Origin of the sequence: Arsenicitalea aurantiaca (genome assembly GCF_003994485.1) — a bacterium.
GTDB lineage: Bacteria > Pseudomonadota > Alphaproteobacteria > Rhizobiales > Devosiaceae > Arsenicitalea > Arsenicitalea aurantiaca.
Genome location: NZ_RZNJ01000003.1, coordinates 190,902 through 214,216, shown reverse-complemented (window position 1 = coordinate 214,216; position 23,315 = coordinate 190,902). Strand labels below are relative to the sequence as shown.

The 23,315-nt window shown below is 67.6% G+C and carries 27 protein-coding genes; 12 read left to right on the top strand and 15 right to left on the bottom strand.

The window, feature by feature from the left end; translation table 11 throughout:
* The first annotated feature begins 18 nt into the window (after positions 1–18).
* Positions 19–750 carry an SOS response-associated peptidase gene (locus EMQ25_RS09645; protein WP_127188371.1) on the top strand — a complete coding sequence of 244 codons (732 nt, stop codon included), beginning with the start codon at positions 19–21 and terminating at the stop codon, positions 748–750.
* A 6-nt stretch (positions 751–756) separates the two neighbouring features.
* On the opposite strand, the gene EMQ25_RS09640 is transcribed toward EMQ25_RS09645, so the two are convergent.
* Positions 757–3,036, bottom strand: a complete 2,280-nt coding sequence (locus tag EMQ25_RS09640) for a mechanosensitive ion channel domain-containing protein (protein WP_127188370.1) — start codon at positions 3,034–3,036, stop codon at positions 757–759.
* 65 nt (positions 3,037–3,101) lie between these two features.
* Entirely contained in the window at positions 3,102–4,523 is a 1,422-nt protein-coding gene (locus tag EMQ25_RS09635) for an FAD-binding oxidoreductase (protein ID WP_127188369.1), read from the bottom strand.
* Positions 4,524–4,638: 115 nt separating this feature from the next.
* Between EMQ25_RS09635 and fabI the strand changes: the two genes are divergently transcribed.
* The 5 genes from fabI to aroC all read left to right on the top strand — a co-directional run bounded on the left by fabI (position 4,639) and on the right by aroC (position 8,051).
* On the top strand, positions 4,639–5,445 hold the full coding sequence (fabI, locus tag EMQ25_RS09630) for an enoyl-ACP reductase FabI (RefSeq protein WP_127188368.1): 807 nt from the start codon (positions 4,639–4,641) through the stop codon (positions 5,443–5,445).
* A 2-nt stretch (positions 5,446–5,447) separates the two neighbouring features.
* Positions 5,448–6,059 (top strand): histidine phosphatase family protein, encoded by a 612-nt coding sequence (locus tag EMQ25_RS09625; RefSeq protein WP_127188367.1) that lies wholly within the window; start codon positions 5,448–5,450, stop codon positions 6,057–6,059.
* Positions 6,060–6,347: 288 nt separating this feature from the next.
* Positions 6,348–6,611, top strand: a complete 264-nt coding sequence (locus EMQ25_RS09615; protein WP_204569962.1) for a type II toxin-antitoxin system Phd/YefM family antitoxin — start codon at positions 6,348–6,350, stop codon at positions 6,609–6,611.
* Between the two features lie 30 nt (positions 6,612–6,641).
* Entirely contained in the window at positions 6,642–6,896 is a 255-nt protein-coding gene (locus tag EMQ25_RS09610) for a type II toxin-antitoxin system RelE family toxin (protein WP_127188365.1), read from the top strand.
* Between the two features lie 48 nt (positions 6,897–6,944).
* A complete protein-coding gene (gene aroC, locus EMQ25_RS09605; RefSeq protein ID WP_127188364.1) occupies positions 6,945–8,051 on the top strand; it encodes a chorismate synthase in 1,107 nt (368 codons plus the stop codon).
* Here the strand turns inward: aroC and EMQ25_RS09600 are convergent.
* Genes EMQ25_RS09600 through EMQ25_RS09585 form a run of 4 tightly spaced genes read right to left on the bottom strand, consistent with a single transcriptional unit; the run spans position 8,045 to position 10,640 of the window.
* Positions 8,045–8,791 carry a TlyA family RNA methyltransferase gene (locus tag EMQ25_RS09600; RefSeq protein ID WP_127188363.1) on the bottom strand — a complete coding sequence of 249 codons (747 nt, stop codon included), beginning with the start codon at positions 8,789–8,791 and terminating at the stop codon, positions 8,045–8,047. The genes aroC and EMQ25_RS09600 overlap by 7 nt on opposite strands.
* A 2-nt stretch (positions 8,792–8,793) precedes the next feature.
* A complete protein-coding gene (locus tag EMQ25_RS09595) occupies positions 8,794–9,408 on the bottom strand; it encodes an SCO family protein (protein WP_127188362.1) in 615 nt (204 codons plus the stop codon).
* Between the two features lie 23 nt (positions 9,409–9,431).
* A complete protein-coding gene (locus EMQ25_RS09590) occupies positions 9,432–9,680 on the bottom strand; it encodes an exodeoxyribonuclease VII small subunit (protein WP_127188361.1) in 249 nt (82 codons plus the stop codon).
* A 12-nt stretch (positions 9,681–9,692) separates the two neighbouring features.
* On the bottom strand, positions 9,693–10,640 hold the full coding sequence (locus EMQ25_RS09585; RefSeq protein ID WP_127188360.1) for a histone deacetylase family protein: 948 nt from the start codon (positions 10,638–10,640) through the stop codon (positions 9,693–9,695).
* A 44-nt stretch (positions 10,641–10,684) separates the two neighbouring features.
* On the opposite strand from EMQ25_RS09585, the gene EMQ25_RS09580 reads away from it, so the two are divergent.
* Positions 10,685–11,629 (top strand): L-threonylcarbamoyladenylate synthase, encoded by a 945-nt coding sequence (locus EMQ25_RS09580; protein ID WP_127188359.1) that lies wholly within the window; start codon positions 10,685–10,687, stop codon positions 11,627–11,629.
* A 6-nt stretch (positions 11,630–11,635) separates the two neighbouring features.
* Here the strand turns inward: EMQ25_RS09580 and EMQ25_RS09575 are convergent, their stop codons facing one another.
* The 4 genes from EMQ25_RS09575 to pdxH form a co-directional block, all read right to left on the bottom strand.
* The gene (locus EMQ25_RS09575) at positions 11,636–12,454 is read right to left on the bottom strand and encodes a DUF1499 domain-containing protein (RefSeq protein ID WP_158626022.1); all 819 of its coding nucleotides are present in this window, start codon (positions 12,452–12,454) and stop codon (positions 11,636–11,638) included.
* A 65-nt stretch (positions 12,455–12,519) separates the two neighbouring features.
* Positions 12,520–13,743 (bottom strand): M48 family metallopeptidase, encoded by a 1,224-nt coding sequence (locus EMQ25_RS09570; protein WP_127188357.1) that lies wholly within the window; start codon positions 13,741–13,743, stop codon positions 12,520–12,522.
* Positions 13,743–14,960: a YjgN family protein gene (locus EMQ25_RS09565; protein ID WP_127188356.1), complete on the bottom strand. Its 1,218-nt coding sequence runs from the start codon at positions 14,958–14,960 to the stop codon at positions 13,743–13,745. The genes EMQ25_RS09570 and EMQ25_RS09565 overlap by 1 nt, the downstream gene beginning before the upstream one ends.
* Before the next feature lie 63 nt (positions 14,961–15,023).
* Positions 15,024–15,659, bottom strand: coding sequence for a pyridoxamine 5'-phosphate oxidase (gene pdxH, locus EMQ25_RS09560; protein ID WP_127188355.1), 636 nt, complete (start codon positions 15,657–15,659; stop codon positions 15,024–15,026).
* Positions 15,660–15,772: 113 nt separating this feature from the next.
* On the opposite strand from pdxH, the gene EMQ25_RS09555 reads away from it, so the two are divergent.
* The gene (locus tag EMQ25_RS09555) at positions 15,773–16,726 is read left to right on the top strand and encodes a DnaJ C-terminal domain-containing protein (RefSeq protein ID WP_127188354.1); all 954 of its coding nucleotides are present in this window, start codon (positions 15,773–15,775) and stop codon (positions 16,724–16,726) included.
* Between the two features lie 2 nt (positions 16,727–16,728).
* Here EMQ25_RS09555 and EMQ25_RS09550 read toward each other — a convergent pair whose 3' ends face one another.
* A complete protein-coding gene (locus EMQ25_RS09550; protein ID WP_127188353.1) occupies positions 16,729–17,649 on the bottom strand; it encodes an MBL fold metallo-hydrolase in 921 nt (306 codons plus the stop codon).
* A 64-nt stretch (positions 17,650–17,713) separates the two neighbouring features.
* Between EMQ25_RS09550 and EMQ25_RS09545 the strand changes: the two genes are divergently transcribed.
* Both EMQ25_RS09545 and EMQ25_RS18190 read left to right on the top strand, forming a co-directional pair.
* Positions 17,714–18,328, top strand: a complete 615-nt coding sequence (locus EMQ25_RS09545; protein WP_127188352.1) for a biotin transporter BioY — start codon at positions 17,714–17,716, stop codon at positions 18,326–18,328.
* A 298-nt stretch (positions 18,329–18,626) separates the two neighbouring features.
* Entirely contained in the window at positions 18,627–20,021 is a 1,395-nt protein-coding gene (locus tag EMQ25_RS18190; protein WP_192895653.1) for a DUF6600 domain-containing protein, read from the top strand.
* A gap of 44 nt (positions 20,022–20,065) precedes the next feature.
* On the opposite strand, the gene EMQ25_RS09535 is transcribed toward EMQ25_RS18190, so the two are convergent.
* The 3 genes from EMQ25_RS09535 to EMQ25_RS09525 all read right to left on the bottom strand — a co-directional run bounded on the left by EMQ25_RS09535 (position 20,066) and on the right by EMQ25_RS09525 (position 21,990).
* Complete coding sequence (locus tag EMQ25_RS09535; RefSeq protein ID WP_127188351.1) at positions 20,066–20,527, bottom strand: hypothetical protein; 462 nt, start codon at positions 20,525–20,527, stop codon at positions 20,066–20,068.
* Positions 20,528–20,531: 4 nt separating this feature from the next.
* Positions 20,532–20,912, bottom strand: a complete 381-nt coding sequence (locus EMQ25_RS09530; protein WP_127188350.1) for a DUF6152 family protein — start codon at positions 20,910–20,912, stop codon at positions 20,532–20,534.
* 232 nt (positions 20,913–21,144) lie between these two features.
* Entirely contained in the window at positions 21,145–21,990 is an 846-nt protein-coding gene (locus EMQ25_RS09525) for an SDR family oxidoreductase (RefSeq protein WP_127188349.1), read from the bottom strand.
* Positions 21,991–22,070: 80 nt separating this feature from the next.
* Here EMQ25_RS09525 and EMQ25_RS09520 point away from each other — a divergent pair, with 80 nt between their 5' ends.
* Together EMQ25_RS09520 and EMQ25_RS09515 are read left to right on the top strand one after the other, a co-directional pair.
* On the top strand, positions 22,071–22,457 hold the full coding sequence (locus EMQ25_RS09520) for a winged helix-turn-helix transcriptional regulator (protein ID WP_244606542.1): 387 nt from the start codon (positions 22,071–22,073) through the stop codon (positions 22,455–22,457).
* 10 nt (positions 22,458–22,467) lie between these two features.
* Positions 22,468–22,965, top strand: coding sequence for a hypothetical protein (locus tag EMQ25_RS09515; protein WP_127188348.1), 498 nt, complete (start codon positions 22,468–22,470; stop codon positions 22,963–22,965).
* Here the strand turns inward: EMQ25_RS09515 and EMQ25_RS09510 are convergent.
* Positions 22,950–23,147: a hypothetical protein gene (locus EMQ25_RS09510; protein ID WP_127188347.1), complete on the bottom strand. Its 198-nt coding sequence runs from the start codon at positions 23,145–23,147 to the stop codon at positions 22,950–22,952. The two genes, EMQ25_RS09515 and EMQ25_RS09510, sit on opposite strands and share 16 nt — an antisense overlap.
* Positions 23,148–23,315: the final 168 nt, after the last annotated feature.

The window sequence follows — 23,315 nt, the reverse complement described above, 5'->3', positions numbered from 1 at the left end:
GTCCAAGGAGTGCACCCCATGTGCGGACGCTACGCCGTGACCCTGCCGCCCGATGCGATGGTGGAATTCTTCCAGCTGCTCAACAGGATCGAATATCCGGCGCGCTACAACATCGCTCCGACCCAGCCGATTGCTGCGATCTGGGAGGAAGCGGGGCAGCGCCGGGTGCATCTGGTGCGCTGGGGGTTCGTGCCGGGCTGGGTGAAGGACCCGCGGGAGTTTCCGCTCATCATCAATGCGCGGGTGGAGGGGATGGACAGGAAGCCCGCCTTCCGCGACGCGCTCAAGAACACGCGCTGCATCGTGCCGGCGAGCGGCTATTTCGAGTGGCATACGCGCGCGGACGGCAAGAAGCAGCCCTATTTCATCACCCGGGCCGATGGGCGGCCGATGGCGCTGGCGGGGCTCCACGCGACCTGGAGCGGGCCCGATGGCGAGGAGATCGACAGCGCCGCGACCATCACCGTGCCCGCGAGCGCGGACCTCGCCCATATCCACGACCGGATGCCCGCGATCCTGCCAGAGGCGGCGATCGGGCCGTGGCTCGACGTGCGCAATGTGCGCGCGCCGGAGGCCCATCAGCTGGCGCTGCCGCTGCCCGAGGGGGCGCTGAAATTCCATCCGGTCTCGACGCGGGTGAACTCGGCGCGCTTCGACGACCCCGAACTGATCGAGGAAGTCGTCCCCGAAGCGCCCGAGCCGCCACGCCTCAAAAAGGCGGGCGGCTCGGGGCAGCTCGATCTCTTCTGAGCCCGGTCAGCCCCGGGCAGGCTCGGGCGCCGGCGTCCCGTCGGGCCCGGAAGCGCCGTCCTCGGGCGGCGCGATGACAGGCTTGCCGGCCAGATGGAGCGGCGGCGCCTCGCCGGACTTGCCCTCGCCCATGTAGAGCGTGACGTGGGGGAAGGGGATCTCGATGCCGCGCTTGTCGAAGACGCGCTTGACGAACTCGTTATAGGTGCGGCCCGCGCCCCAGTGCTTGCCGGGCAGGGTCTTGATGCGGGCGCGCACCATGACCGCCGAATCCCCGAACGCGGTGACGCCGTGCCATTCGAGGTCCCCGAGGATGAAGGGCGCGTGTTCGGTGTCCTTCATCAGCTCGAACGCCTCGAACATGGCCTCCTTCACCTCGTCGATGTCCTCGCGATAGGCGACCCTGATCTCGGCCACGTGGAAGGAGAAGCCCTTCATCATGTTGGAGACGAGATCGACCGAGGAGAAGGGGATGAGGTGGAGCGTGCCATCGAGCGAGCGGATCGAGACCGAGCGGATGGTAAGCTTCTCGACGACGCCGGAGCGGCCACCGGCCTCCACCACATCGCCCTCGTTCATCACGTTCTCGAGCTGGATGAAGGCGCCCGTGATGATGTCCTGCACGAATTTCTGCGCGCCGAAACCGATGGCGAGGCCGAGCACGCCCGCACCGGCGAGGAGCGGGGCGATGTTGACCCCGATCTGGGCGAGCGCCAGCATGGTGACGAGCACGACGAGCGCGATGGTGACCGCATTGCGCAGGAGCGAGAGGAGGGTCTTCTCGCGCGCGGTGGGGACGGTGCCGTAATTGGGGTTGAGCTTGTATTCGACCCAGGAGGACATGGCGAGATAGACCGCGATGCCCACGAGGATGATGAGCCCGGCGCTGACCAGCGAGCCCGCGACGCGCTGGCCGCCTTCGGTGCCGATCCAGGCGATGAAGTCGATCAGTCCCCAGGCCTGGGCAATCGCGATGACGACGCTGACGACGACGATGGTGCGCACCACCTGCATGACGCGCGGCACGAAGGCATGCAGCCGGCTCTCGAGCAGCGGCAGCCGGTCGCGCACGTCATCGGGCAGGCGGATGCCCCCGCTGACGAAGCGCGAGATGAAGCTGACGACGAGCGAGCCGACGAGGATCGCGACGAGCGATTGCACGGTCGCGCCCAGCATGAAGGGCAGCGCCGTCTCGGGATTGGCGAGCCAGACGAGCAGGAGCGCGATGAGATAGGCAATCGCGATGATGTGCCAGTAGCGCCCGACGATCGCGGCGGACTGGCTGAGGACATCGTGCTTGCCGGCCGCGGCGCGGCGGGTGAGGAAGCCGCGGACCGCGAGCTTGTTCTGCAGCACGATGAGGATGGCGATGATAACCGCGGTCACCATGGCGAGGACCTCGACCGCCTGCGAGGCGCCGATCGACACATAGGCGGCGAGGATCGGCGAGACGAACATCATCGCATAGCCGAGCAGCGAGATGATGCGGCCGAACCAGAACACCCAGTAATTGGCGCTGGTGTCGGAAATCGGCAGGATGCGGAGCGCCCCGTCGCGCGGCTGGAAGACGGCGCGCACGCCGACCTTGACGGTTTCGACGATGAGGAAGGCGTTGAGCAGGAGGGTCTGGTTGATGCCCATGCGACCCGGCGTGCCGCCCACGAGGAGGAGCGCAACGAGGTAGCCGATGCCCCAGGCCAGCAGAACCGCGGCAAGGTCGACGAGCGTGGACATGAGGACCGCGACCGACCGCCCCACCCAGCTGCGGCCGGCGGCCCGCCGCGCGATGGCATGCTGGATCGCGCCCGAGCCGAGGCGCAGCACGAAGAAGCTGGCAAAGAGCGCGGCGCCGACCATCAGCACCCCGAGCGCGACCTGGCGGATCTGCGCATTGTCGGCGGCGGTGCGGCCCGCAAGGCTCTGCGCGATCTCCCCGCCGGCTTCGACGATCGATTGGGCCGCGCTCGAGGCGCCCTCGGCGATCGAGCGGGTGTATTCGGCAAGATCCCCCGCCAGCGTCAGGTCGAACTGGGGCAGCGTCTCGTCCTCTGCGGGGGGCGCGGCGACTTCACCGGCGCTGGCGCGGAGCCGAGCGAGGAGTTCGGCCCGCGCCGCGTCGTTTTCGAGGATGCGGATCAGCTCGTCGATGCCGGCTTCGGCAGGTGCGGCGGCCTCGGCTTCGGCCGCAGGAGCACTGCCCCCGGGCAGGCCCGGGACCTGGGCGAGGGCGCCCTGAAGCGGGAAGAGTGAGAGCAGGAGCAGCAGCAGCGGGATGAGGCGGCGCATGGGATCCGTATCGGCTTGTGGCGGAGAAGGCGAGAAGGGGCGGCACCTTAGTGCCGAATTGGGCATCAGGGTGACGGCGGCAGCAGCTTGCCCGGATTGAGAATGCCGTGCGGGTCGAGCGCGGCCTTGATGGCGGCCATCATCTGTAGCGCCACCGGATCCTTGACCGAGGCGAGAAGGCCGGTCTTGAGCTGGCCGATGCCGTGCTCTGCCGAGACCGAGCCGCCAAGGCCTACGACGATCTCGTAGATCGCCGCGTGGATGGGCTCGGCCCCGGCCATGAAGGCCTTGGGATCGGCATCGACGGGCTGGCTGAAATTGAAGTGGATGTTGCCATCGCCCATATGCCCGAACGGGCAGGGGCGGATGCCGGGTAGGAGGTTGACCGCCGCTTCCGAGCCGCGGGCGATGAGTTCCGGCACCGCGGCGATGGGCACGCTCACATCATGCTTGATCGAAGCGCCCTCGCGGCTCTGGCACTCGGACATCTGCTCGCGGAAGGCCCACATGCGGGCGCGCTCCTCGAGCGATTCGGCGATCACCGCGTCATCGACCCCGCCGCTTTCGAAGGCCGCTTCGAGCGCCGCCATCAGCGTGCCCTCCGGACCGCCGGCGGGCCGGGAGATTTCGAGGAGGCAATACCAGGGCGAGGGCCCGGCCGTGGGATCCCGATCGAGCATGCGGTGGCGCAGTTGAATGTCGAGCCCGAAGGCGGGAATGATCTCGAAGGCGGTGAGCGTGCCGGCGGCGCGCCTGCGCATGTCGTAGAAAAGAGCGAGCGCAGCCTCGGGCGAATTGACCGAACAGAGCGCCGTCTCGTGCCCCTGGGGCATGGGAAAGAGCTTCAGGGTGGCAGCCGTTATGAAGCCGAGCGTGCCTTCGGCGCCGATCAGCAGGTCCTTGAGGTCGTAGCCCGTATTGTCCTTCCGCAGCGAGCCCAGCCCCTGATAGAGCCGGCCATCGGCAAGAACGGCCTCCACCCCGAGGCAGAGTTCGCGCGCGTTGCCATAGGCGAGGACCTGCACGCCCCCTGCATTGGAGGAGAGCACCCCGCCGATGCGTGCGGAGCCCTGGCTTGCAAGGTAGAGCGGAAAGAGCGCGCCGGCATCGGCGGCAAGGCTTTGGGCGGTCTCGAGGACGACGCCGGCCTCGAGCGTCATGTGCCCGGCCTCGGCATTGAGCGCGCGCACCTTGTCGAGCCGGACGAGGCTGACGACGACCTCGTTTTCACCGAGCGGAACCTGGCCGCCGACGAGCCCGGTATTGCCGCCCTGCGGGATCAGCGGCACGCGATGCTCATTGGCCCAGCGCGCCAGCGCCTGCAGGGCAGGCACGTCGTGGGGCAGGGCGATGGCGGCGGCGGGCTGGTGGAAGCGCTTGCGCGGCTCCCTCAGATAGGGATCCATCCGCACCGGCTCGACAATGACGCTGTCGGCGCCCAGGAGCCCGACAAGGGCGGCGGTGATCTCTTCGCGGGTCAGCTTCATGTTCCCGACCTTAGCTGCGCCGGCCGCCGGGTGCAAAGCCCAAACCGGCCGGACTTGCCGCGGCGGGGGGGCTGTGCCACAAACCGGGCCGGAACCAAGACGAGAGGACGAGACGATGGCTCAGGGGTTGATGAACGGCAAGCGCGGCCTGATCATGGGACTGGCGAACAACCGCTCGATCGCCTGGGGCATTGCCAAGGCGCTGGGCAGCCAGGGCGCCGAGCTCGCCTTCTCCTATCAGGGCGAAGCGCTAAAGCGCCGCGTGGAGCCGCTGGCCGCCGAGCTCGGCTCGAACTTCCTCGTTGAATGCGACGTTGCCGACGATGCGGCCGTCGACAAGACCTTTGCGGAAATCGAGAGCCGCTGGGGCAAGCTCGACTTCCTCGTCCACGCCATCGGCTTTTCCAACAAGGAAGAGCTAGAGGGCCGCTACATCGATACGAGCGCGGAGAATTTCGCGCTGACCATGAACATCTCGGTCTATTCGTTCACCGCCGTCGCCAAGCGCGCCGAAAAGCTGATGAGCCCCGGCGGATCGCTGCTGACGCTGACCTATTACGGCTCGGACAAATACGTGCCGAACTACAATGTGATGGGCGTCGCCAAGGCCGCGCTCGAAGCCTCGGTGCGCTATCTCGCCGTCGACATGGGCAAGAACGGCATCCGCGTCAACGCGATCTCGGCCGGCGCGATCAAGACGCTCGCGGCCTCGGGGATTTCGGGCCTGCGCGACATGCTGCACTGGCAGGAGGCCAATGCGCCGCTGCGGCGCAATGTGAGCATCGACGATGTCGGCGGCTCGGCGCTTTACCTGCTGTCCGACCTTGCGAGCGGGGTGACGGGCGAGATCCATTACGTGGATGCCGGCTACAACATCGTGGGCATGAAGCTGCTCGACGCCGAGGCCGCCCCGCAGGAGTAGAGATGGCCGAGATCGCCTGGCCCGAGATCTATTTCATCCGCCACGGGGAGACGCCCTGGAACGCCGAAAAGCGTTATCAGGGCCGCAAGGACATCCCCCTCAACGCGCGCGGACAGGCGCAGGCGGACCGCAATGGCGTGGTGCTGCACAAGGTGCTGGCCGAACGCGGCATCGACCCGGCGTCGCTTCAATGGCACGCCTCCCCGCTGACCCGCACGCGCGAGACGATGGAGCGGGTGCGGGCGGCTTTTCCTGCGCCCCTGCCCGAGGTGCAGTTCGATGTCCGGCTCGTCGAGATTTCGTTCGGCGCGCTCGAGGGGCTCCTGCACTCCGAACTGCCGTCTGACCTTGTGACCGCGACCGGCGAGCGCGACGCGAGCTATTGGGAGTTCCGCCCCGAGGCGGGCGAGAACTATCGCGACGTCGAGGCGCGGCTCCTCGAATTTGCCGGCGTCCTGACCGGCCCCTCGGTGGTGGTCGCCCATGGCGGGATCGCGCGCACGCTGCGAGTGCTGATCGAGGGCGCGGCGATCGGGGACGTCATCAACTGGGCCCCGCCGCAGGACGTGATCATGCATTTTCGGCCCGGCATGATGGAGCTGATCGGGGGATAGGCGGATCAGGCTCGGGAAGGAGGTTTCCGGTGCAAGCACGCGTGCGACTGCAGAGGACCAGCGGTATTCAAGTTATTGAACTCCCGCCCGGTTTCGAGGTTCCTGGAACCGAGGCGGTAATCCGTCGCGACGGACATCGTCTGATTGTCGAGCCGGTCGAACGTCCTAGCCTGCGAGATGTCCTTGCAGGACTTGAGCCACTGGCTTTTGAGCTACCCGAACGGGACGAAGGATTGCTATCCACCGATCAGAAAAAGTGCTAAATTCAGTACGGAAAAAGGTGCTGAAATGAACAGGCATGTGCAGAGGATCGATGCGGACTTCGTGGTCAGCATCACCGATCTGAAAAAGAACCCGTCGGCGGCGATCGCTGCGAGCTCAGCGAGCGGCGGTGCGGTGGGTGTGCTCAATCACAATCGCGTCGTCGCCTATCTCGTCGATCCGGCGGTCTATGAAGCGCTTCTCGAGGAGATCGACGATGCGCGGCTGGCCGAGATCGTGCGCGAGCGGCAGGATGAGCCGACCGTAGAGGTCGCTATCGATGAGCTATAGCCTCCGCTTCGCGCGGAGTGCCCACAAGGAATGGCAGCGTCTCGACCCCGGTCTGCGCAAGCAGTTCGCGACCAAGCTTGCCGAGCGGCTGCAGGCGCCCCGCGTGGAAGCCGATGCACTGCGCAAGATGCGGGGTGCTACAAGATCAAGCTGCGCAGCGCCGGTTATCGGCTCGTCTATCGGGTCGAGGACGAAATCGTCACGGTGATCGTCCTCGCCGTCGGCAAGCGTGAAGCCGACAAGGTCTATCTTGCGGCAGCGCGTGCGCTCGACGCCCTCGATTGACCCGGGGCCATCGCCTGCCTAGAAAGCCTGCAATCGGAGAAAGAGCCCATGTCGCACAACAGTTTCGGCCATCTGTTTCGCTTCACCAGCTGGGGCGAGAGCCATGGGCCGGCGGTGGGCGTGGTGGTCGATGGGTGCCCGCCGGGGCTGGTGCTGACCCCCGAGATGGTCCAGCGCGACCTCGACAGGCGCAAGCCGGGGCAGTCGCGCTTCACCACCCAGCGGCGCGAGGCGGACGAAGTGCGCATCCTCTCGGGCGTCTTCGAGGACGAGCGGACCGATGGCCCGCGCACGACGGGCACCTCGATTGCGATGATGGTCGAGAACACCGACCAGCGCTCCAAGGATTATTCCGAGATCCGCGACAAATACCGGCCCGGGCACGCCGACTATACCTATCACCAGAAATATGGCTTGCGCGACTATCGGGGCGGCGGGCGCTCGTCGGCGCGCGAGACGGTGGCGCGGGTGGCGGCAGGCGCGGTGGCGCGGGCGGTGCTCGGCGACGTCGTCGTGCGCGCGAGCCTCGTGCAGGTGGGGCCGCACAAGATCGACTACAATAATTTCGACTGGGATGAAGTGGGCAACAACCCCTTCTTCTGCGCGGACAAGGAGGCTGCGGCACGCTGGGCCGACTATCTCGACGGGATCAGGAAGAGCGGCGATTCGGTGGGCGCGATCGTCGAGGTCGTGGCCGAGAACGTGCCGGTGGGCTGGGGCGCGCCGATCTATGGCAAGCTCAGCGCCGACCTCGCCTCGGCGATGATGTCGATCAATGCGGTGAAGGCGGTCGAGATCGGGGCGGGCTTCGAGGCGGCGGCACTGACCGGAACGGAAAATGCCGACCAGATGCGCGCAGGGCCGGACCGGCCCTATTTCCTCTCCAATGCCGCAGGCGGCATTCTGGGGGGGATTTCCAATGGCGATCCGGTGGTCGTGCGGTTCGCGGTGAAGCCGACCTCCTCGATCCTGACGCCGCGCCAGACGGTGACGACAGAGAATGTCGATACCGACATCGTCACCAAGGGCCGGCATGACCCCTGCGTCGGCATCCGCGCCGTTCCGATCGGGGAGGCGATGATGGCGTGCGTGCTCGCCGACCACAAGCTCATGCATCGGGGGCAGACGGGACGCGAGGGCCCGGTCGGCTACTGAGGGGTTCCAGCAGCCCGAAAGACGGCGACCGTTTCCCGATTGCCGTCCCCGCCCGCGATGGGCGAGGGGATGGAAAGGCGGTGCGCAAAGCCGTTTTCGGCCATGAAGGCGATCACCTCGGCGATGGCCCGGCCGATCGCCGTGGTGTCGGTGACGATGCCGCCCTTGCCCACGAAAGCGCGGCCGACCTCGAATTGCGGCTTGATGAGGATGACCGCATCGGCGCCGGGCGCGGCAAGCGCGAGGGCCGGTGCGAGCACCTTGGTGACCGAGACGAAACTCACATCCGAAACGATGAGCCCGACCGGCTCGGGGATCTGGGCGGGCGTGAGGTCGCGGGCGTTGAGACCTTCATGAAGGGTGATGGCCGGATCGGCGCGAAGCGTGTCGTGGAACTGGCCGTGGCCGACATCGACGGCATGGATGTGCGCCGCGCCGCGCTCGAGGAGCACCTGGGTGAAGCCGCCCGTCGAGGCCCCGATATCGAGACAGATGCGGCCGGCGACTTGAACGGCCCCCGTGTCGAGCCCGGCGACGAGCTTGAGCGCCGCGCGGGAGACGTAGCGGGCGGCCGGATCATCGAGCGTGACGCGGTCGGCCTCCGCCACCATCATGTTGGGCTTGGATGCTTTCTGGCCGTTGACGCTGACCGTGCCGCGCAGGATCGCGTCGCGCGCGCGGGCCCGGCTGGGGCAGAGCCCGCGCAGTTCGAGCGCGCGGTCGAGCCGCAGCCGCTCCACGCTCAACCCTCGACCAGCCGCTCGACCTTGGCGCGGGCGGTATCGCGGCTTTCGGTGTAGGCGATTGTCCCGGCAAAGCCGCCATCCGCGCCGATGAGGAAGACGCTGGCGGTGTGATCGACGAGATATGTGCCCGACCCGTCATCCTCGCCCTTCTCCGAATAGACACCGAAGGCGGCTTTGGTGGCCTCGACTTCGGCCTCGGTGCCGGTGAGCCCGACAATGGTGGGATCGAAGGTGCCCAGATAGTCGGCGAGCACCTGGGGCGTATCGCGTTCGGGATCGACCGTGGCGAAGATGATGCGGAGCTGGTCGGGGGAGTAGCCGAGATCGGCGCGGATCGCGGTCATCTCGGCCAGCGAGGTCGGGCAGACATCCGGGCACCAGGTGAAGCCGAAGAAGACGAGCGAGGGCGTGCCGCGCAGGTCCGCCTCGGTGAACCTTGCGCCATCGGTGGTTTCGGCGCTGAAGGCGGTGCCCGTCACCCCGAGCGGGTTGGCCGGCGGGCGGATGAAATAGAGCCCCGTAGCGCCCACCGCGACGATGGCGACGAGCGCCCATAGCATGACGCGGAAGCGGGCGAGGACGCGCGAGGATTCCTTAGGCTCCTGGGCCATGGGATCGGACTCCGGAGATAAGATCAGGGATCGAGGGGCTCAGTGCCGGTGGCCTTGCCGTCGCGGGAAAGCGTGATCTTCTCGATCCGCGCCTCGGCCTGCCGCAGCAGGGTTTCGCAATGGGCTTTTAGCGCTTCGCCGCGCTCGTAGATGGTGATCGATTCCTGGAGCGGCGCCTGTCCGCTCTCGAGCTTGCGCACGATCTGCTCGAGCTGGTCGAGGGCAGCCTCGAAGCTCAGCGCCTTGATGTCCTGATGGTCTGTGTCAGCCAATGGAAATGGTCCTCAGCGAAGGGGTGGAGCGGCGTTGCCGGTCATGAGGCTCGCGACATGGGCGGCGGCGCCTTCGGCAAGCCCGTCGCGGTCATAGCCCCCCTCGAGAAGGGAAACCAGCCGGTTGCCGCAGCGACGGTCGGCAAATTCGAGAAGCCTGGCGGTCAGCCAGCCGAAATCGGCCGGCAGCCAGTCGAGCTGGGCGAGGGGATCGCGATGGTCCGCGTCGAACCCGGCCGAAACAAGCAGCAGGTCGGGCGCGAAATCGGCCATTGCGGGAAAGATCACGTCCGCATAGGCGGCGCGCATGGCCTCCCCGCCGGTATGGGGGTCGAGCGGAACGTTGCAGATGTTGCCGACCCCGGTGACGCTCGGCGCGCCGGTACCCGGATAAAGCGGCATCTGGTGGCTCGAGGCATAAAAGACGCTCGGATCGTCCTTGAAGATATCCTCGGTGCCATTGCCGTGATGGACATCGAAATCGACGATGGCGATGCGCTCGGCGCCGTATTTGCGCTGTGCCTCGCGTGCGACGATGGCGATGGTGTTGACGAGGCAGAAGCCCATCGGCCGGTCGATCTCGGCGTGATGGCCGGGCGGGCGGATGGCGCAGAAGGCATTGTCGACTTCCCCCAGCAGCACCGCATCGAGCGCGCGCAGGCCGGCTCCGATGCCGGTCGAGCACACGTCGAGCGAGCCCGAGGCGATGAAGGTGTCGGCGTCGAGCTGGCCGATGCCCTCGGCGGGCCGGGCGTTGCGGAGCGTTGCGAGATAGCGCGGGCCGTGGACGAGCTCGGCGAGGGAGAGGTCCCCCGACGGCGCATCCTCGCGCCGGAGCGCCCCGAAGGCGGGATGATCGAGCGCCTCCTCGACGGCGCGCAGCCGGTCGGGGCGTTCGGGATGACCGTGCGGGGTCACATGGGCATCGAAATTGCGCTGGCTGACGAGCAGGGTTGTCATCGGGCTTTCTTGACGCGGGGCTCGGGCCTTGTCAAACACGGCCGATGAGCGACACCCAGCCTTTATCGCCCGATCTGGCGCATTTCGCGGCAATCCTGCGCAATGGCGGCGTCGTCGCCTTTCCCACCGAGACGGTCTATGGTCTGGGCGCGGACGCGACCAATGCCGATGCGGTGCTCGGGATCTATACGACCAAGGGCCGGCCGCGCTTCAATCCGCTGATCGTGCATTGTGCCGACCTCGACATGGCCGAGCGGATTGCCGAATTCTCGCCGCTGGCGCACCGGCTGGCGCGCTTCTGGCCGGGGCCCCTGACGATGGTCCTGAAGCTGCGCCCCGATGCCGGGATCGCCGACATCGTGACCGCCGGGCTCGGTACCGTGGGCATCCGCATTCCGGCCCATCCGCTCGCCCGCGCCCTGATCGAGGCGGCGGGTGTTCCGCTCGCGGCGCCTTCGGCGAACCCCTCGGGCAGGCTTTCCCCCACGAGCGCGGCGCAGGTCGTCGCCGGTTTCGGCGGACGGGTCCCGGTGCTCGATGGGGGTCCCTGCAGCGCAGGCGTCGAATCCACCATCATTGCGATCGATGGCGACGCCGTCGTGCAGTTGCGCGCGGGCGCGCTGGGGCGCGAGGAGATTGAATCAGTTCTCGAGCGTCCGGTGCCAAGGGCTTCGGAAGACTCGCCAATCGCCGCCCCGGGCATGCTCGCCAGCCATTATGCCCCGAACGCCGCCATGCGGCTCAACGCGGCCTCTCCGGAGCCCGGGGAGGCCTATCTGGCCTTCGGAGAAGAGCCTGAAACGGCAACCGGAGCGTTGCGCAATCTCTCGGTTTCGGGGGATTTGAGGGAGGCGGCGCGCAATCTTTTCGCGATGCTCCATGCGCTCGACGCGACGGGGGCGCAACGGATTGCGGTGGCGCCGATCCCGGAAACCGGGCTCGGCGAGGCGATCAATGACAGGCTGCGGAGGGCCGCCGCGCCGCGCTGAACGGGTTCAGCCCGCCGGCTCGGTCTCGACCTCGATCGAGGGATCGACTTCGGTTTCCTGCTCGGGCAGGGCGACCGGGGTATCGCGGAGGAGGCGGGTGACGGCGTCGTCGAGCGCAATCATGAAGCCTTCGACCCGCTGCCCGTTCGTGCCGAGGTCATGTCGGCCCTGCAGCGAGACCGAACGCATGTCGACGGTCGATCCTTCCACATCCCCGGCAATGCGGAAGGCGACTTCATCGCGCCAGCCGAGCCAGGTGGTGACGATGGCGTTGATGGTGCCGGTCTCGAGCGGCGTCTGCGGCCGGCTGCGCTGGCGGACGTCCCAGCCCTGCTCGGTGACGAGCGAGAGCACGATGTCGAACATCTGCTGGGCATCGATGGGGTAGGCGCGCGCCCGCGCATTGGGAAAGGCGGCAATGACCGCGATCTCGGTTTCGAGCGCGCGGGCGGGCAGCACGACCTGGCTCATGATCGCAGGCGGGTTTGTGGGATCGGTGCTGACATCGACGACCATCGGGTAGCGGAGCGCGAGGCTTGCGCCATAAAGGGCGGGCGCGAGACAGACGAGGCTGAACAGGATGCCGAGCGTCGCCTTGCCCCAGCCCCTGTCGCCGGTGAACCAGAGCCGAAGATAGGCGCCGAGCCCGAGCACGAGCGCAGCGATTGCGCAGGCGATCGCAAGGGCCTCGATGACGTGGAAGGTGTCGCTCGGGATCATCCGCTCGCGGTGCATGAAGACCGGGATGATGGCGAGCGGCAGCGCGAAGCTGCCCAGCCGCCGCGACCAGATCGCCCATTTGGAGGTGCGGATGAGTATGCGCATGAAGGCCCTTACCGAGTGACCGCCGCCCCCCGACGACGCCATTTGCACTAGACTATCGCGGGGGCTTAAGGAACCGGTGAATCGAGGAGGTCCTCTTCCGGGTCCTCTTCCTGATCCTCTTCGGCCTGCGTGGAGAAGCCGACGGTTTCGCCCTTGGCCAGCGTATCGGTGGCGGTCTTGGTGGTGGTGCCCGCGTCGCACATGGTGCGGATGGCCTGCCATTCCTCGTCGGTGAAGGCGGGGCTGGCGGCCGGGCTCGGCTCCAGCGCCTCGAGTGCGGCGCGGCGCTCGCTGGTCAGCGGGTGCGTGCTCAGGAGCGCGAAGGCCTCGGCATAGTCGTCATCGCCCGAAACGCGCTCGAGCAGATTGGCGAGCCCCACCGGCTGGAAGGCCATGCGGCGCGCGACATCTGCCGCGAAGCGGTCAGCCTCGCGCTCGGCTTCGCGCGAGAAGCGGCTGTCGATGAGCGAGGCGCCGATGCCGCCCGCGATCGAGAGGCCTGTCATGTCCCCAAGGATGAAGCCGATCAGCAGCCCCGTCGCCGAAGTGGCGATGAGCTGCTCCATGGCGTGGCGATGGGCGACATGGCCGAGCTCGTGGGCGAGCACGCCCGCGAATTCATCCGGGCTCTCGGTCTGCTCGAGCAGGGCGGAGAAATAATAGGCCCGGCCACCCGGCAGCGCGAAGGCGTTCGGGACGTCCGTGCGGATGACCTGCACGTCCGGCACGAAGGGAGAGCCGGCGCCCTCGAGCGCGGCGGTCGAAAACCGCGTGATGGCCCGATTGGCGAGGCTGTCGGGATCGGGATCGCAGATCTCCCAGCCCGCATCCGCAACCAGCGCCTCCTCGATCTGGCGGGCGACGGTGGTGCCGAGATCGGCCTCCCACTGCACCGGGATGACCCCGACGATGCGGCTCGCAAGCAGCGGCACGCCATAGACATAGGCCGCGACGACCGAGGCGAGGGCCATGGTGGAAAGCCCGACGAGCTTCCACTGGCGGGCCTTGTAGGCTGCGGATTTCCGCTTGAGGGCCGGGAGCATGGCGCGGGCGGCGGCGATGTCGGCAGGGCCGCTGAAGACGAGCCGGGCGCCGAGCGGCCTTGCGCCATTGGCGATGCGCAGTTGGATCGGGCGACCGTGGAGCGGATAAACCTGGTCGGCCGGCCAGCGGTCGCGCACGAAGAGGCTCTCGGCGTCGCGGATGACGAGGGCGTCCCCCTCGATGCGGCAGGCGACCTCATGGACTTCGGCGACGAGGCCATCTTGGTAGCGGGCGGAGAGCTCCATCAATAGGCCCCGACATTGAGTGCGTCGGCGAGGCCTTCGCCCGCGAGCGAACGGTCCTCGGGCGCGGCGCGGACGGTAGCGAGGCTATCGAGGTTCTCGATCGTCGCCCCGCGCACGACGAGCCGCCAGAAGCCGAGCCCGAAGATGAGCTCGCCAAGCAGCGACAGCGTGGCGAGGACGCCGAGATAGCCCCCGACGAGACCGGCGATGGCGAGCCAGCCGCCCCCGAGCGCCGAGCGGATGTCGAAGGCCGTTTCGGGATCGGGCATGTCGCCGGGGTCGAGCACCATGATCGCGGCAATGACTGCGATCAGGAGCACGCCGAGCACCACCACCACCCAGAAGCCATAGGAGAGCGTCATCAGCATGAGCGAGCGGCCCCTGATGCGCATGGCGAGCCGCGCTTCCCCCAGGCTGACTGCCGAGAACATCGCGCTCAGTTCACGCGCGCGATAGCGGTAATAGCCGAGCCCGGCGACGAGCGCGGCGAGCGCCCAGATGCCGAGCGCGCCGGGGGAGGGCATTTCGAGCGCCTCGAGCCGCGTCGCCCCGTCGGCACCGAGGAACACGAAGCCCGCGACGACGAGCGCGGCGACGAGGAAATAGGTGCCGTAATAGGGGAGCGCGAGCTGGCGCCAGCTGCCCGAAAAGCCGAAGCGGCGGTCGCCATACCAGCTATGGGCATAACGGTAGCGCCAGAGATCGGCGGCCATGAAGGGATAGGCGAGCCCCAGCGTCACGATCATGGCGAGGGTCCAGCCGAAGCGGCGGAGCGCGTAGACCCAGGCGCTGCCACGCTGGTCGAACCGGATGCCGCGCCAGAGGGTACGCGAGAGGCGGAAATCGCGGGCCCGGTAGATCGCGTAGCCGGCGAGGAACCAGAGGACGACCCCGACGCCCGCATAGCCGAGCACGATGACCTGCGGGGCCTGGGTCGAGAGGTAGAAAAAGAGGATATAGAGCGGGAGGAAGAAGCCGAGCGCGAAGAGGAAGCCGATCAGCAGCTGCAGCGCCGTGCCGGTATATTCGAGCGGCTCGCCCCCGATGATGGTGTTGTGCCAGTAAAAGCGCCGCTTCCAAGTCACGACCCAGAAGCGGTAGATGCCGAGCGTGGGCACGAGGAGGAGATAGCCCGTCAGCAGTATGCCCAGCAACTGGCTGCGCGTGCCGGTGAATTCGGCCCCGGCGCGGCCCGTCATCGCTCCCGATTCGCTCATTTTCCGCCCCCGAGGCCCCCGGATGGCAGGATTTCACGCCGCCCGCCGCCCCGCAAGCCGCGTTCAGGGGAAGAGGCGGAGTGCCTCCCAGGGCGCGCCGGGCGCGGGGCGGGTGAAGCGGACCCGATCGTGGAGGCGGAATTCGCCATCCTTCCAGAACTCGATCTGGACCGGCACGATGCGAAAGCCCGACCAGTGTGGTGGGCGCGGGACGGGGGACCCCTCGAGGCTCGCCTCGAGCCGGGCGACACGATCGGCCAGAACCTCGCGCCGCTCGAGCGGCCGGGACTGGTCCGAGGCGTGGGCACCGAGCTGGGAATTGCGGTGGCGGGTGGCGAAATAGGCGTCGGCCTCGGCCGTGCTCACCTCTTCGACCGGGCCGCGCACGCGCACCTGGCGGCGCTGCGATTTCCAATGCATGACGAAGGCTGCGGCAGGCCGGGCGAGGAGCTGGCGGCCCTTCTCGCTCTCGAAATTGGTGAAGAAGCAGAAGCCCCGCTCATCGCGCGCGTTGAGCAGTACCATGCGCACGTCGGGCAGGCCGTCCGGATCGACCGAGGCGAGGGCCATGGCGTGCGGATCGTTGGGCTCGGTCTCGCGCGCAAGGGCGAACCAGTCTTCAAAGAGCGCGAACGGATCGACGACGCTGCGGTCCCCGTCATCGGAAAAGAGGCGATCGGTGAGGGTTCTCTCTGCCATCTGAAGACCTTGTGCGTTGGGATGATCGGGGACCCCGGCTGGACAAGGCGGAGGGGCGTCGCCATATAGGACCCCGACAAGCGTGCTTGCAACGCTGGAGAGATGAACCCGACATGCGCGATCCATACACAGTGCTCGGGGTGCCTCGGACCGCGAGCGAAAAGGAACTGAAGTCGGCCTATCGCCGGCTCGCCAAGGCCCACCACCCCGACCAGAACAAGGACGACCCGAGCGCTCACGCCAAGTTCGCGGAGATCTCGGCCGCCTATGATTTCCTGACGGACGCCGAGAAGCGCGGCCAGTTCGACCGTGGCGAGATTGATGCGGACGGACAGCCGCGCTTTGCCGGCTTCGGCCGGTCCGCGGGCGGCAGGAGCGCTGGCGGCGGACAGGCTGGCGGCTTTTCGGCCGAGGACATATTGAAGGAGTTCATGAGCGGCTTCGGTGGCGCGCCGCGCCGGCCCGGCGCGCGCAGCTCGAGCCAGTCGAGCTGGGACCCCTTCACCGGGACGACGAGCGGTGGCGCGGGCTTCACCAATCGCGGTGGCGCGGGCGTCAAGGGCGACGACATCGCGGTAACCGCGACCGTGTCGCTCGAGGACGCCCATACCGGCGCGAGCCTGCCGCTCCGCATGCCGACGGGCAAGGTGCTGAACGTCAAGCTGCCCGAGAACGTGGAAGAGGGCCAGCAGATAAGGCTGAAGGGCCAGGGCCAGCCGTCCCCCCTCGGCGGGGAGCCGGGCGATGCGCTCGTGACCGTTCGGTTCGAGCGGCACAAGCAGTTCCGCCGCGACGGGCACGATCTGCGCACCGACGTTCCGATCACGCTTTACGAGGCGGTGCTGGGCGCCAAGGTGCGGGTGCCGACGCTCGACGGATCGGTCGAGCTCAATCTGCCGCCCGGGGTCAACACCCAAAAGGCCCTGCGGCTCAAGGGCAAGGGGCTCTACAAGAACGGCGATCTCTACGTGAACATCAAGATCGTGCTGCCCGAGGGTGGCGATCCGGACCTGGAAAGCCTGATGCGGTTCTGGCGGGACCAGAAGCCCTATTCGGTCCGCGACTAGCGCTATCCCCGCAAGGCAAAGAGGCGGGGGCCGAACAGTCCCCGCCGCATGCCGATCCGGCCGGTCTCGGCAAGATATTCGACATGGGCCTTGATGGTCATCCGCGCCGCCCCGATCAGCTGCGGGGTGAGCCGGGGATAGATCGCGACGAGGAGCTTCGTGATGGTGTGGGCGCCGGCCTCTACCGCCTCGACGATCTGCTCGTTGCGCGCCTGCCGATGGGCGAGGAGAGCCCGGGCATAGGTCGGCCCGTCCGGGATCGGCCCGCCATGGGCCGGGAGATAGAGCCCGTAGGGCATGCCGATCAGCTTTTCGAGCGAATGCAGATAGGCGGCCATCGACCCGTCCGGCACCGAGACGAGGCTCGAATTCCACCCCATGACGTGATCGCCGGTAAGGCAGATGCGCGTGCCCGCGAGCCCGAAAGCGAAGTGATTGTCGCAATGGCCAGGCGTCGCGATCGCCTCGAGCGCAATGCCGCCGGCGGTGAAGACTTCGCCATCGGCGAGCATGCGCGCCGGCCGCAGTGAAAAGTCCGAGGATTTTCCGGTGCCGTTGACCTCGAAGGGACGCGCGGGGCGCGAGAGCCGGTGCGGACCCGAGAACCAGAGGGGTGCGCCGGTCGCCCGGCCGAGCTTGGCGGCGAGCCCGCAATGATCGCGATGGGTGTGGGTGAGGAGGATCGCCTCCACCTGGCGGCCGCCGATGGCGCCGAGCAGCGCCTTGAGGTGCGATTCGTCATCGGGGCCGGGATCGAGCACGGCGACAGTCTCGTCGCCCAGGATAAAGCTGTTGGTGCCCGTGAAGGTGAAGGGCCCTCCATTGGGCGCGGTGACCCGCACGATACCGGGCCCGGCGACGATGGGGCGGCCAGTCTGCGGATCGAAATCGGTGCGATAGGCGGGGGCGGCGGCGGGCGGCATTGCGCTCCAATAGGGGAGGGACTAAACAGGCTCAAGGTTCATCATTCGCCGCGGAAGGTATCCAATGGCCACCAGCTTGACCACTCCCAAGACGCTGCTCGGCGCAGTCCAGTCCCGCACCGAGGGGGCGCGCCTTGCGACCTCGGTGGCGAGCGTGCTGCTCGGGACGCTCGTGCTGGCCGCCGCTGCCCGGTTCAACATCCCCATGCTGCCGGTGCCGGTGACGCTGCAGACCATGGCCGTGGCGATGATCGCCGCCGGCCTCGGTGCACGGCTCGCGACGGCGACGGTCGTCCTCTACATCCTGCAGGGTCTTGCCGGGCTTCCCGTCTTTGCCGGCGGTGGCGGCGCGGCCTATGTGTTCTCCCCGACCTTCGGGTTCATCCTGGGCTGGGTGCCGATGGCATTCCTGATCGGCCTCGCCGCAGATCGCGGCCTCTCCCAGAAGATCGTCCCGCTCTTTGCGGTGATGGTCGGGGCGAACGCGCTCGCCTTCGGCACCGGCTATCTCTGGCTCGTCGCGATGTCGGGCGGGGCTGCCTGGATCGACCAGTCCAATGTGCTGGGTTCAGCCTTCGCGGTCGCGGTGCAGCCCTTCATCGTCTGGGACCTGCTCAAGATGGCGTTCGCCGCCATTTCGGTGGCCGGCCTCTGGGCGGCGCTGCGGCGCAAGGCCTAAGCCACGTCTTCACGATCTGCAAAAGGCCCGCTTCGGCGGGCCTTTTCTTTTGGAACCTATCCGCCGCGTGGCGCGTTCACGGAACATCACCTTCCCGTGATGGATTTCTGAACCAACTGATCCCGATGCCACTATCGGGTCCTGCCCCGGCCGCCCGCTCCCCCCAGCGGCGCCGGGGTTTTTTTATGCATTCCATACGATGGGGCGATAACCCCGTTCACATTTGCGGAACCGGTTCGTGAGGATCGGAATTTCTGGTTGCGCGGGAGCAAGCAAGAAAAAGATCGAGGAGCCCCAGATGATCAAGGCAAGACTTGTTACGAGCGTCGCTATAGCCGCTCTCATGGTCGCTGCGCCGATACCGGCCGGCGGCCTTTTGCCAGTTGGACCCACAAGCGCGCAGGCGCAGTCGGTCAGCGTCAGTTTCAACCTCTTTTACGACCGGCTCGCGCCGCACGGACAATGGGTCCGCCACCCGCGCTATCGCTATGTGTGGTGCCCGACCAACGTGGGCGCCGACTGGGCGCCCTATACGCGCGGGCGCTGGATCTACCTGCGCGACTATGGCTGGTATTTCGCCTCGTCCGACCCCTATGCCTGGGCAGTCTATCATTACGGCCGCTGGTATGACGATGCGCGGCTCGGCTGGTGCTGGGTCCCCGGCGATACCTGGGCACCGGCCTGGGTGAGCTGGCGCCGTGGCGGCGACTATGTGGGCTGGGCCCCGCTGCCGCCTGAACGCCCCGGCTTCTCGCTGAGCTTCGAGATCGGCAACCGGCCGGTGCCGCGCGACGACTGGTTCTACGTGCCGACGCAGAGCTTCCTCGCCCCAAATCTGAGCGTCGATATCGTGTTCGGCTCGCGCCAGCCCGATTTCTACGATCGCACGGAATATCTGGGTCCGGTGATCGTGCAGAACAATGTGGTGATCAACAACGTCATCGACATCGATTTCATCCAGCAGCAGACCAATCAGGAAGTCACCATCGTCGAGGCGGCGGTGGTCGATGACCCCGACGCGGCCAATGTCGAGGAGACCGACGGCACGACGATACCCGTCTTTGCCGCACAGGTGACGCCGACCGAGGAAGAAGCGCCCGCAGAGGTCGTCGAGCCCGAGGAGGCCGAGCCGGCGCCGGTCGACGAGCAGGCGGTAGAACAGTCTGCCGACGAGAGCGAATCGGCGGCGTCTGCCGAGCCCGTCGAGGACGGCGCGGTCGATGAGGCGGCGCCCGAAGGCGAGGCCGCTCCTCAAGAGCAGGGCGTAGAGCCCGAAGGAGAAGCGGCTCCCACTGAGGAGGAGGCCGCTCCGGTGGAGGAAGAGGTCGCTCCGGTCGAAGAGGTGACGCCTGAGGAAGAGGCGACGCCCGAGACCCCCGCAGAGACCGAGCCCGCGCCCGCGCCCGAGGCCGAACCCGCCCCGGTGGAGGAGGCTCCCGTCGAGGAGGCCCCGGTCGAGGAGGCTGCGCCCGAGCCTGCTCCGGAAGCTGCGCCCGCTGCAGAACCCGAGCCGGCCCCCGAGCCCGAGCCCGCCCCTGCAGCCGAGCCCGCACCTGAGCCGGAACCGGCTCCCGAGCCGGAGCCCGCGCCAGAACCGGCGCCCGAGCCCGAAGCGGCACCTGCCCCGGCAGCGCCCGCTGCTCCGCAGGACTGCCCGCCAGAGCAGCGCGTGGATGGCGTCTGCCCGGCGTAAGGAGAGTTGAAGGAGGCGGCGTCCCGCGGGGCGCCGCCTTTTTTCTAGCCGACGAGGAAGCCGATGAAGCGGCCCGCAAGGAGCACGCATAGCCAGAGGAGGATCGACAGCCCCGCCATCAGCCGGGTGAGACTGTGCTCTGGCCGCAGATGCGCCCGGCTTAGCGTGAAGGCTGCGGCATTGAGGAGCGCGAGGGCAAGGAGCGCGAGCTTGGCGAGAAAGGCCGGATTGCCCGCATAGGTGACCGGCTGGACGATGAAGAGGAGCCCGCCCGTGATGAGCGCCGCCACGAGCGCGGTGATCGCTACGGGGCGGAGCGCGGCGATGACGGCGGGCAGCGCGATGCCGCGCCCGAGCCCCAGAACGCGCAGATCCATGAGGATCGCGCTCGTCACGAGCATGCCGAGCGCGAGGATGTGGGCGGCGTTGACCACCGGGTAGACGTAAAAGGACGTGCGCAGCGCCGATGCGGGCGCGGACGCACCGATCGCCTCGATGAGGCCCAAACCCTCAGATCTCGCGGGCGCGGTCGGGGTAGACGTCGTAGGTTTCGTCCCCGACGATGACGCGAACGGCCTTCATGCGGGTTTCGGCCTCGTCCATCGAGCGGTTGCCGATGGCGATGATTTCGTCCCCGACTGCGACGGCATCCTCGGTGAAGCCGGCCGCGATGGTGGCCGAAGGCGGGGCGAGCTCGACCCGCCAGATCTCGCCCTCGACATCGAGATCGATCGTGGCGTGGGGATTACCGACATAAACTGCGGTGACGACGCCCTCGAGCTGGAAGAAGCCGCTCTCGGTCCACGACCAGCCGTGATGGGCGAGGGCGGGGCCGGCGAGGGCTATGGCGGCAAGGCCGGCCAGGAGCGTGCGTCTCATGAGGCGTGGCATGGCAAGTCCTCCCAAAGCGGGGAGAGTGAGCCCGGAATGGGGCCGCCTGAAGGCCCGGCGGGCGCCCGCACCATTGCAATGACGGGCGGGCGCCCTAGATTGAAGCCGAAATCAATCGGAGTGACCGGATGAACACCAAACAGAAGATCACCATGGTCGTCCTCGGCCTCGGCGTCCTCGCCATGCTGGCCGGGGACCTGCTGGCCACGATGGTCTGAGGCCCGGGGACCGGTCAGGGAAGGGCGCGGCTGATCGCTTGCGCGAGCGGGGTGGTCGGGCGCCCGATGAGATCCGACAGCGCGTGCCCGTCGTCAAAGAGCGCATCGCCGGCGGCGGCGGTGTCCCAGGTCGCAATGGCGGCCGCGACCGGGGCGGGGAGGCCGAAGCCGGCAAGCGCTTTGGCGTAGTCGGCTTCAGCCATGTTGCGATAGGGGATGTCGCGGCCTGTCTGGCGCGAAATTTCGGCGGCAAGGTCGGCAAGCGTGAAGGCCTCGTCTCCCGCAAGCTCGTAGATCCGTCCCTGATGGCCGGTGCCGACGAGGACCGCGACGGCGGCCTCGGCATAATCCTCGCGCGTGGCCGCGCTGATCCGCCCGTTTCCGGCGCTGCCGATCACCGCGCCCGCGGCGAGCGTGCCCCCCAGGGTGCCGGTATAGTTCTCGGTGTACCAGCCATTGCGCAGAATGGTGTGAGGGATGCCCGAGGCAGCGAGTTCGGCCTCGGTCTGGCGATGCTCTTCGGCAAGGCTGATCGGGGAGCGGTCGGCATGCAGCAGGCTCGTATAGACGATGTGCCCGACGCCCGCCGCCTTGGCGGCTGCGATGACGTTGCGGTGCTGGGCGGCGCGCTGGCCGACCTCGCTGGAGGAGATGAGCAGCAGCGTGTCCACGCCCTCGAGCGCAGGCCCGAGCGTTTCGGGGCGGGTATAGTCGGCTTCGCGGACGGCGACGGGGGAATCGGCCAGCTTTTCGCGCGAACGGGCGAGCGCGATGAATTCGCTTGCCGGGAGCTTCGCGCCCAGCTTGTCGAGCACGATGCGGCCGAGCTGGCCGCTGGCCCCTGTAATGGCGATGGTCATGGCGATGTCCTTTTCCGATGAGGTCGCACCTGATATAGCGGTGGTGCTTATCTTTCGTAAGTACGTACAGGAATGTTAGTATGAACCCGGGCGAGACGATGGCGGTGCCGGTGGCGCTTTCGGCGCGGATGGAGCGGGGCGATCTGCTCTCGGCGGCCTGCCCGTCGCGCGAGGTGCTCAAGCACATGACGAGCCGCTGGGGCGTTCTGGTGCTGCTCGCGCTCGAAGGCGGGACGCTGCGCTTTTCCGCGCTTCGGCGCCGCATCGGCGGGGTGAGCGAGCGCATGCTCGCAAAGACGCTCCACTGGCTCGAGGGCGACGGGCTCGTCGAGCGCATCGCCCATGAGGTGGTGCCGCCCCATGTCGAATACAGGCTGACCCCGCTCGGGCGCGAGGGGGCGGCGCGGGTGCGGGCGCTGGCGGACTGGATCGAACAGAGCCTGCCCGAAATCGCGCAGAACTGGTAGGGAGCGGGCCATGGACTGGCTGGGGGCGTGGGAACTGGCGAGCTATGTGGTGACGGTGGTCGGCCTGCCGCTCGCCATCGTGATCTTCGTTGTCGAGCAGCGCAAGCAGCGGGCCAATGAGGAGCACGAGATCCAGCAATTGCTGGCCGACAACTATACCGACTTCCTGAGGCTCTGCCTCGACAATCCGGACCTGCGGCTGTTGGGCTCGTCGGTGACGCCCGACCCCACCGAGGAGAAGGCCGAACGCATCAGGGCGCTCTATTCGATCCTGATCTCGCTCTTCGAGCGGGCCTATGTGCTGACCCATGCGGACCGGCTCAACCCGCGCCAGCAGCGCTACTGGCTGACCTGGGAAGACTTCATGCGCGAATGGTGCGAGCGGGAGGATTTCCGGCTCATGCTGCCGCAATTGCTGCAGGGGGAGGACCCTGCCTTTGCCGCCCATATGCGGCGGATCGCGGCCGAGGAGGCTCAGAGGACAAGAACGGTTCAGGCGGTCTCGTAATTGGGGGTGCGCAGGCCCGCCGTCTCCTCGATCAGCACTTCGAGCACCTGCTCATAGGTGACGCTGGCTTCGGGGTGAGCGCTGAGGAGCGCATCGGCTTCGCTATGCGGATCGAAGGCGTCGCGCGTGCGGGAGGCCATCGCAATCCGATCGGCGATATCTGCTGCAAGGCGCAGTTTCATCTCGTCCTCCTCATGCCGAATGGCGCTCGGGGTCAGGATCGTCCAGCCCACAACAGGCTGGCGAGGCGGCGTTTTTGTGGCGAAACCGCTTCCTGCGGCCAGGAGGCATATGAACACGGGATCCGCGCTGTCATCAAGCCGACATCTGACTGAAACAGAGCTGTCATC

What these genes read in the sequence shown, in the direction of transcription:
- aroC (WP_127188364.1), top strand. Translation starts at nt 6,945, where the DNA reads ATGTCGCACAACAGTTTCGGCCATCTGTTTCGCTTCACCAGCTGGGGC.
- EMQ25_RS09565 (WP_127188356.1), bottom strand. Translation starts at nt 14,960, where the DNA reads ATGAGCGAATCGGGAGCGATGACGGGCCGCGCCGGGGCCGAATTCACC.
- EMQ25_RS09625 (WP_127188367.1), top strand. Translation starts at nt 5,448, where the DNA reads ATGGCCGAGATCGCCTGGCCCGAGATCTATTTCATCCGCCACGGGGAG.
- EMQ25_RS09545 (WP_127188352.1), top strand. Translation starts at nt 17,714, where the DNA reads ATGGCCACCAGCTTGACCACTCCCAAGACGCTGCTCGGCGCAGTCCAG.
- EMQ25_RS09525 (WP_127188349.1), bottom strand. Translation starts at nt 21,990, where the DNA reads ATGACCATCGCCATTACAGGGGCCAGCGGCCAGCTCGGCCGCATCGTG.
- EMQ25_RS09635 (WP_127188369.1), bottom strand. Translation starts at nt 4,523, where the DNA reads ATGAAGCTGACCCGCGAAGAGATCACCGCCGCCCTTGTCGGGCTCCTG.
- EMQ25_RS09555 (WP_127188354.1), top strand. Translation starts at nt 15,773, where the DNA reads ATGCGCGATCCATACACAGTGCTCGGGGTGCCTCGGACCGCGAGCGAA.
- EMQ25_RS09615 (WP_204569962.1), top strand. Translation starts at nt 6,348, where the DNA reads ATGAACAGGCATGTGCAGAGGATCGATGCGGACTTCGTGGTCAGCATC.
- EMQ25_RS09515 (WP_127188348.1), top strand. Translation starts at nt 22,468, where the DNA reads ATGGACTGGCTGGGGGCGTGGGAACTGGCGAGCTATGTGGTGACGGTG.
- EMQ25_RS09595 (WP_127188362.1), bottom strand. Translation starts at nt 9,408, where the DNA reads ATGGCCCAGGAGCCTAAGGAATCCTCGCGCGTCCTCGCCCGCTTCCGC.
- EMQ25_RS09570 (WP_127188357.1), bottom strand. Translation starts at nt 13,743, where the DNA reads ATGGAGCTCTCCGCCCGCTACCAAGATGGCCTCGTCGCCGAAGTCCAT.
- EMQ25_RS18190 (WP_192895653.1), top strand. Translation starts at nt 18,627, where the DNA reads ATGATCAAGGCAAGACTTGTTACGAGCGTCGCTATAGCCGCTCTCATG.
- EMQ25_RS09610 (WP_127188365.1), top strand. Translation starts at nt 6,642, where the DNA reads ATGGCAGCGTCTCGACCCCGGTCTGCGCAAGCAGTTCGCGACCAAGCT.
- EMQ25_RS09640 (WP_127188370.1), bottom strand. Translation starts at nt 3,036, where the DNA reads ATGCGCCGCCTCATCCCGCTGCTGCTGCTCCTGCTCTCACTCTTCCCG.
- EMQ25_RS09550 (WP_127188353.1), bottom strand. Translation starts at nt 17,649, where the DNA reads ATGCCGCCCGCCGCCGCCCCCGCCTATCGCACCGATTTCGATCCGCAG.
- EMQ25_RS09645 (WP_127188371.1), top strand. Translation starts at nt 19, where the DNA reads ATGTGCGGACGCTACGCCGTGACCCTGCCGCCCGATGCGATGGTGGAA.
- EMQ25_RS09530 (WP_127188350.1), bottom strand. Translation starts at nt 20,912, where the DNA reads ATGCCACGCCTCATGAGACGCACGCTCCTGGCCGGCCTTGCCGCCATA.
- EMQ25_RS09520 (WP_244606542.1), top strand. Translation starts at nt 22,071, where the DNA reads ATGAACCCGGGCGAGACGATGGCGGTGCCGGTGGCGCTTTCGGCGCGG.
- EMQ25_RS09585 (WP_127188360.1), bottom strand. Translation starts at nt 10,640, where the DNA reads ATGACAACCCTGCTCGTCAGCCAGCGCAATTTCGATGCCCATGTGACC.
- EMQ25_RS09575 (WP_158626022.1), bottom strand. Translation starts at nt 12,454, where the DNA reads ATGCGCATACTCATCCGCACCTCCAAATGGGCGATCTGGTCGCGGCGG.
- EMQ25_RS09580 (WP_127188359.1), top strand. Translation starts at nt 10,685, where the DNA reads ATGAGCGACACCCAGCCTTTATCGCCCGATCTGGCGCATTTCGCGGCA.
- EMQ25_RS09510 (WP_127188347.1), bottom strand. Translation starts at nt 23,147, where the DNA reads ATGAAACTGCGCCTTGCAGCAGATATCGCCGATCGGATTGCGATGGCC.
- fabI (WP_127188368.1), top strand. Translation starts at nt 4,639, where the DNA reads ATGGCTCAGGGGTTGATGAACGGCAAGCGCGGCCTGATCATGGGACTG.
- pdxH (WP_127188355.1), bottom strand. Translation starts at nt 15,659, where the DNA reads ATGGCAGAGAGAACCCTCACCGATCGCCTCTTTTCCGATGACGGGGAC.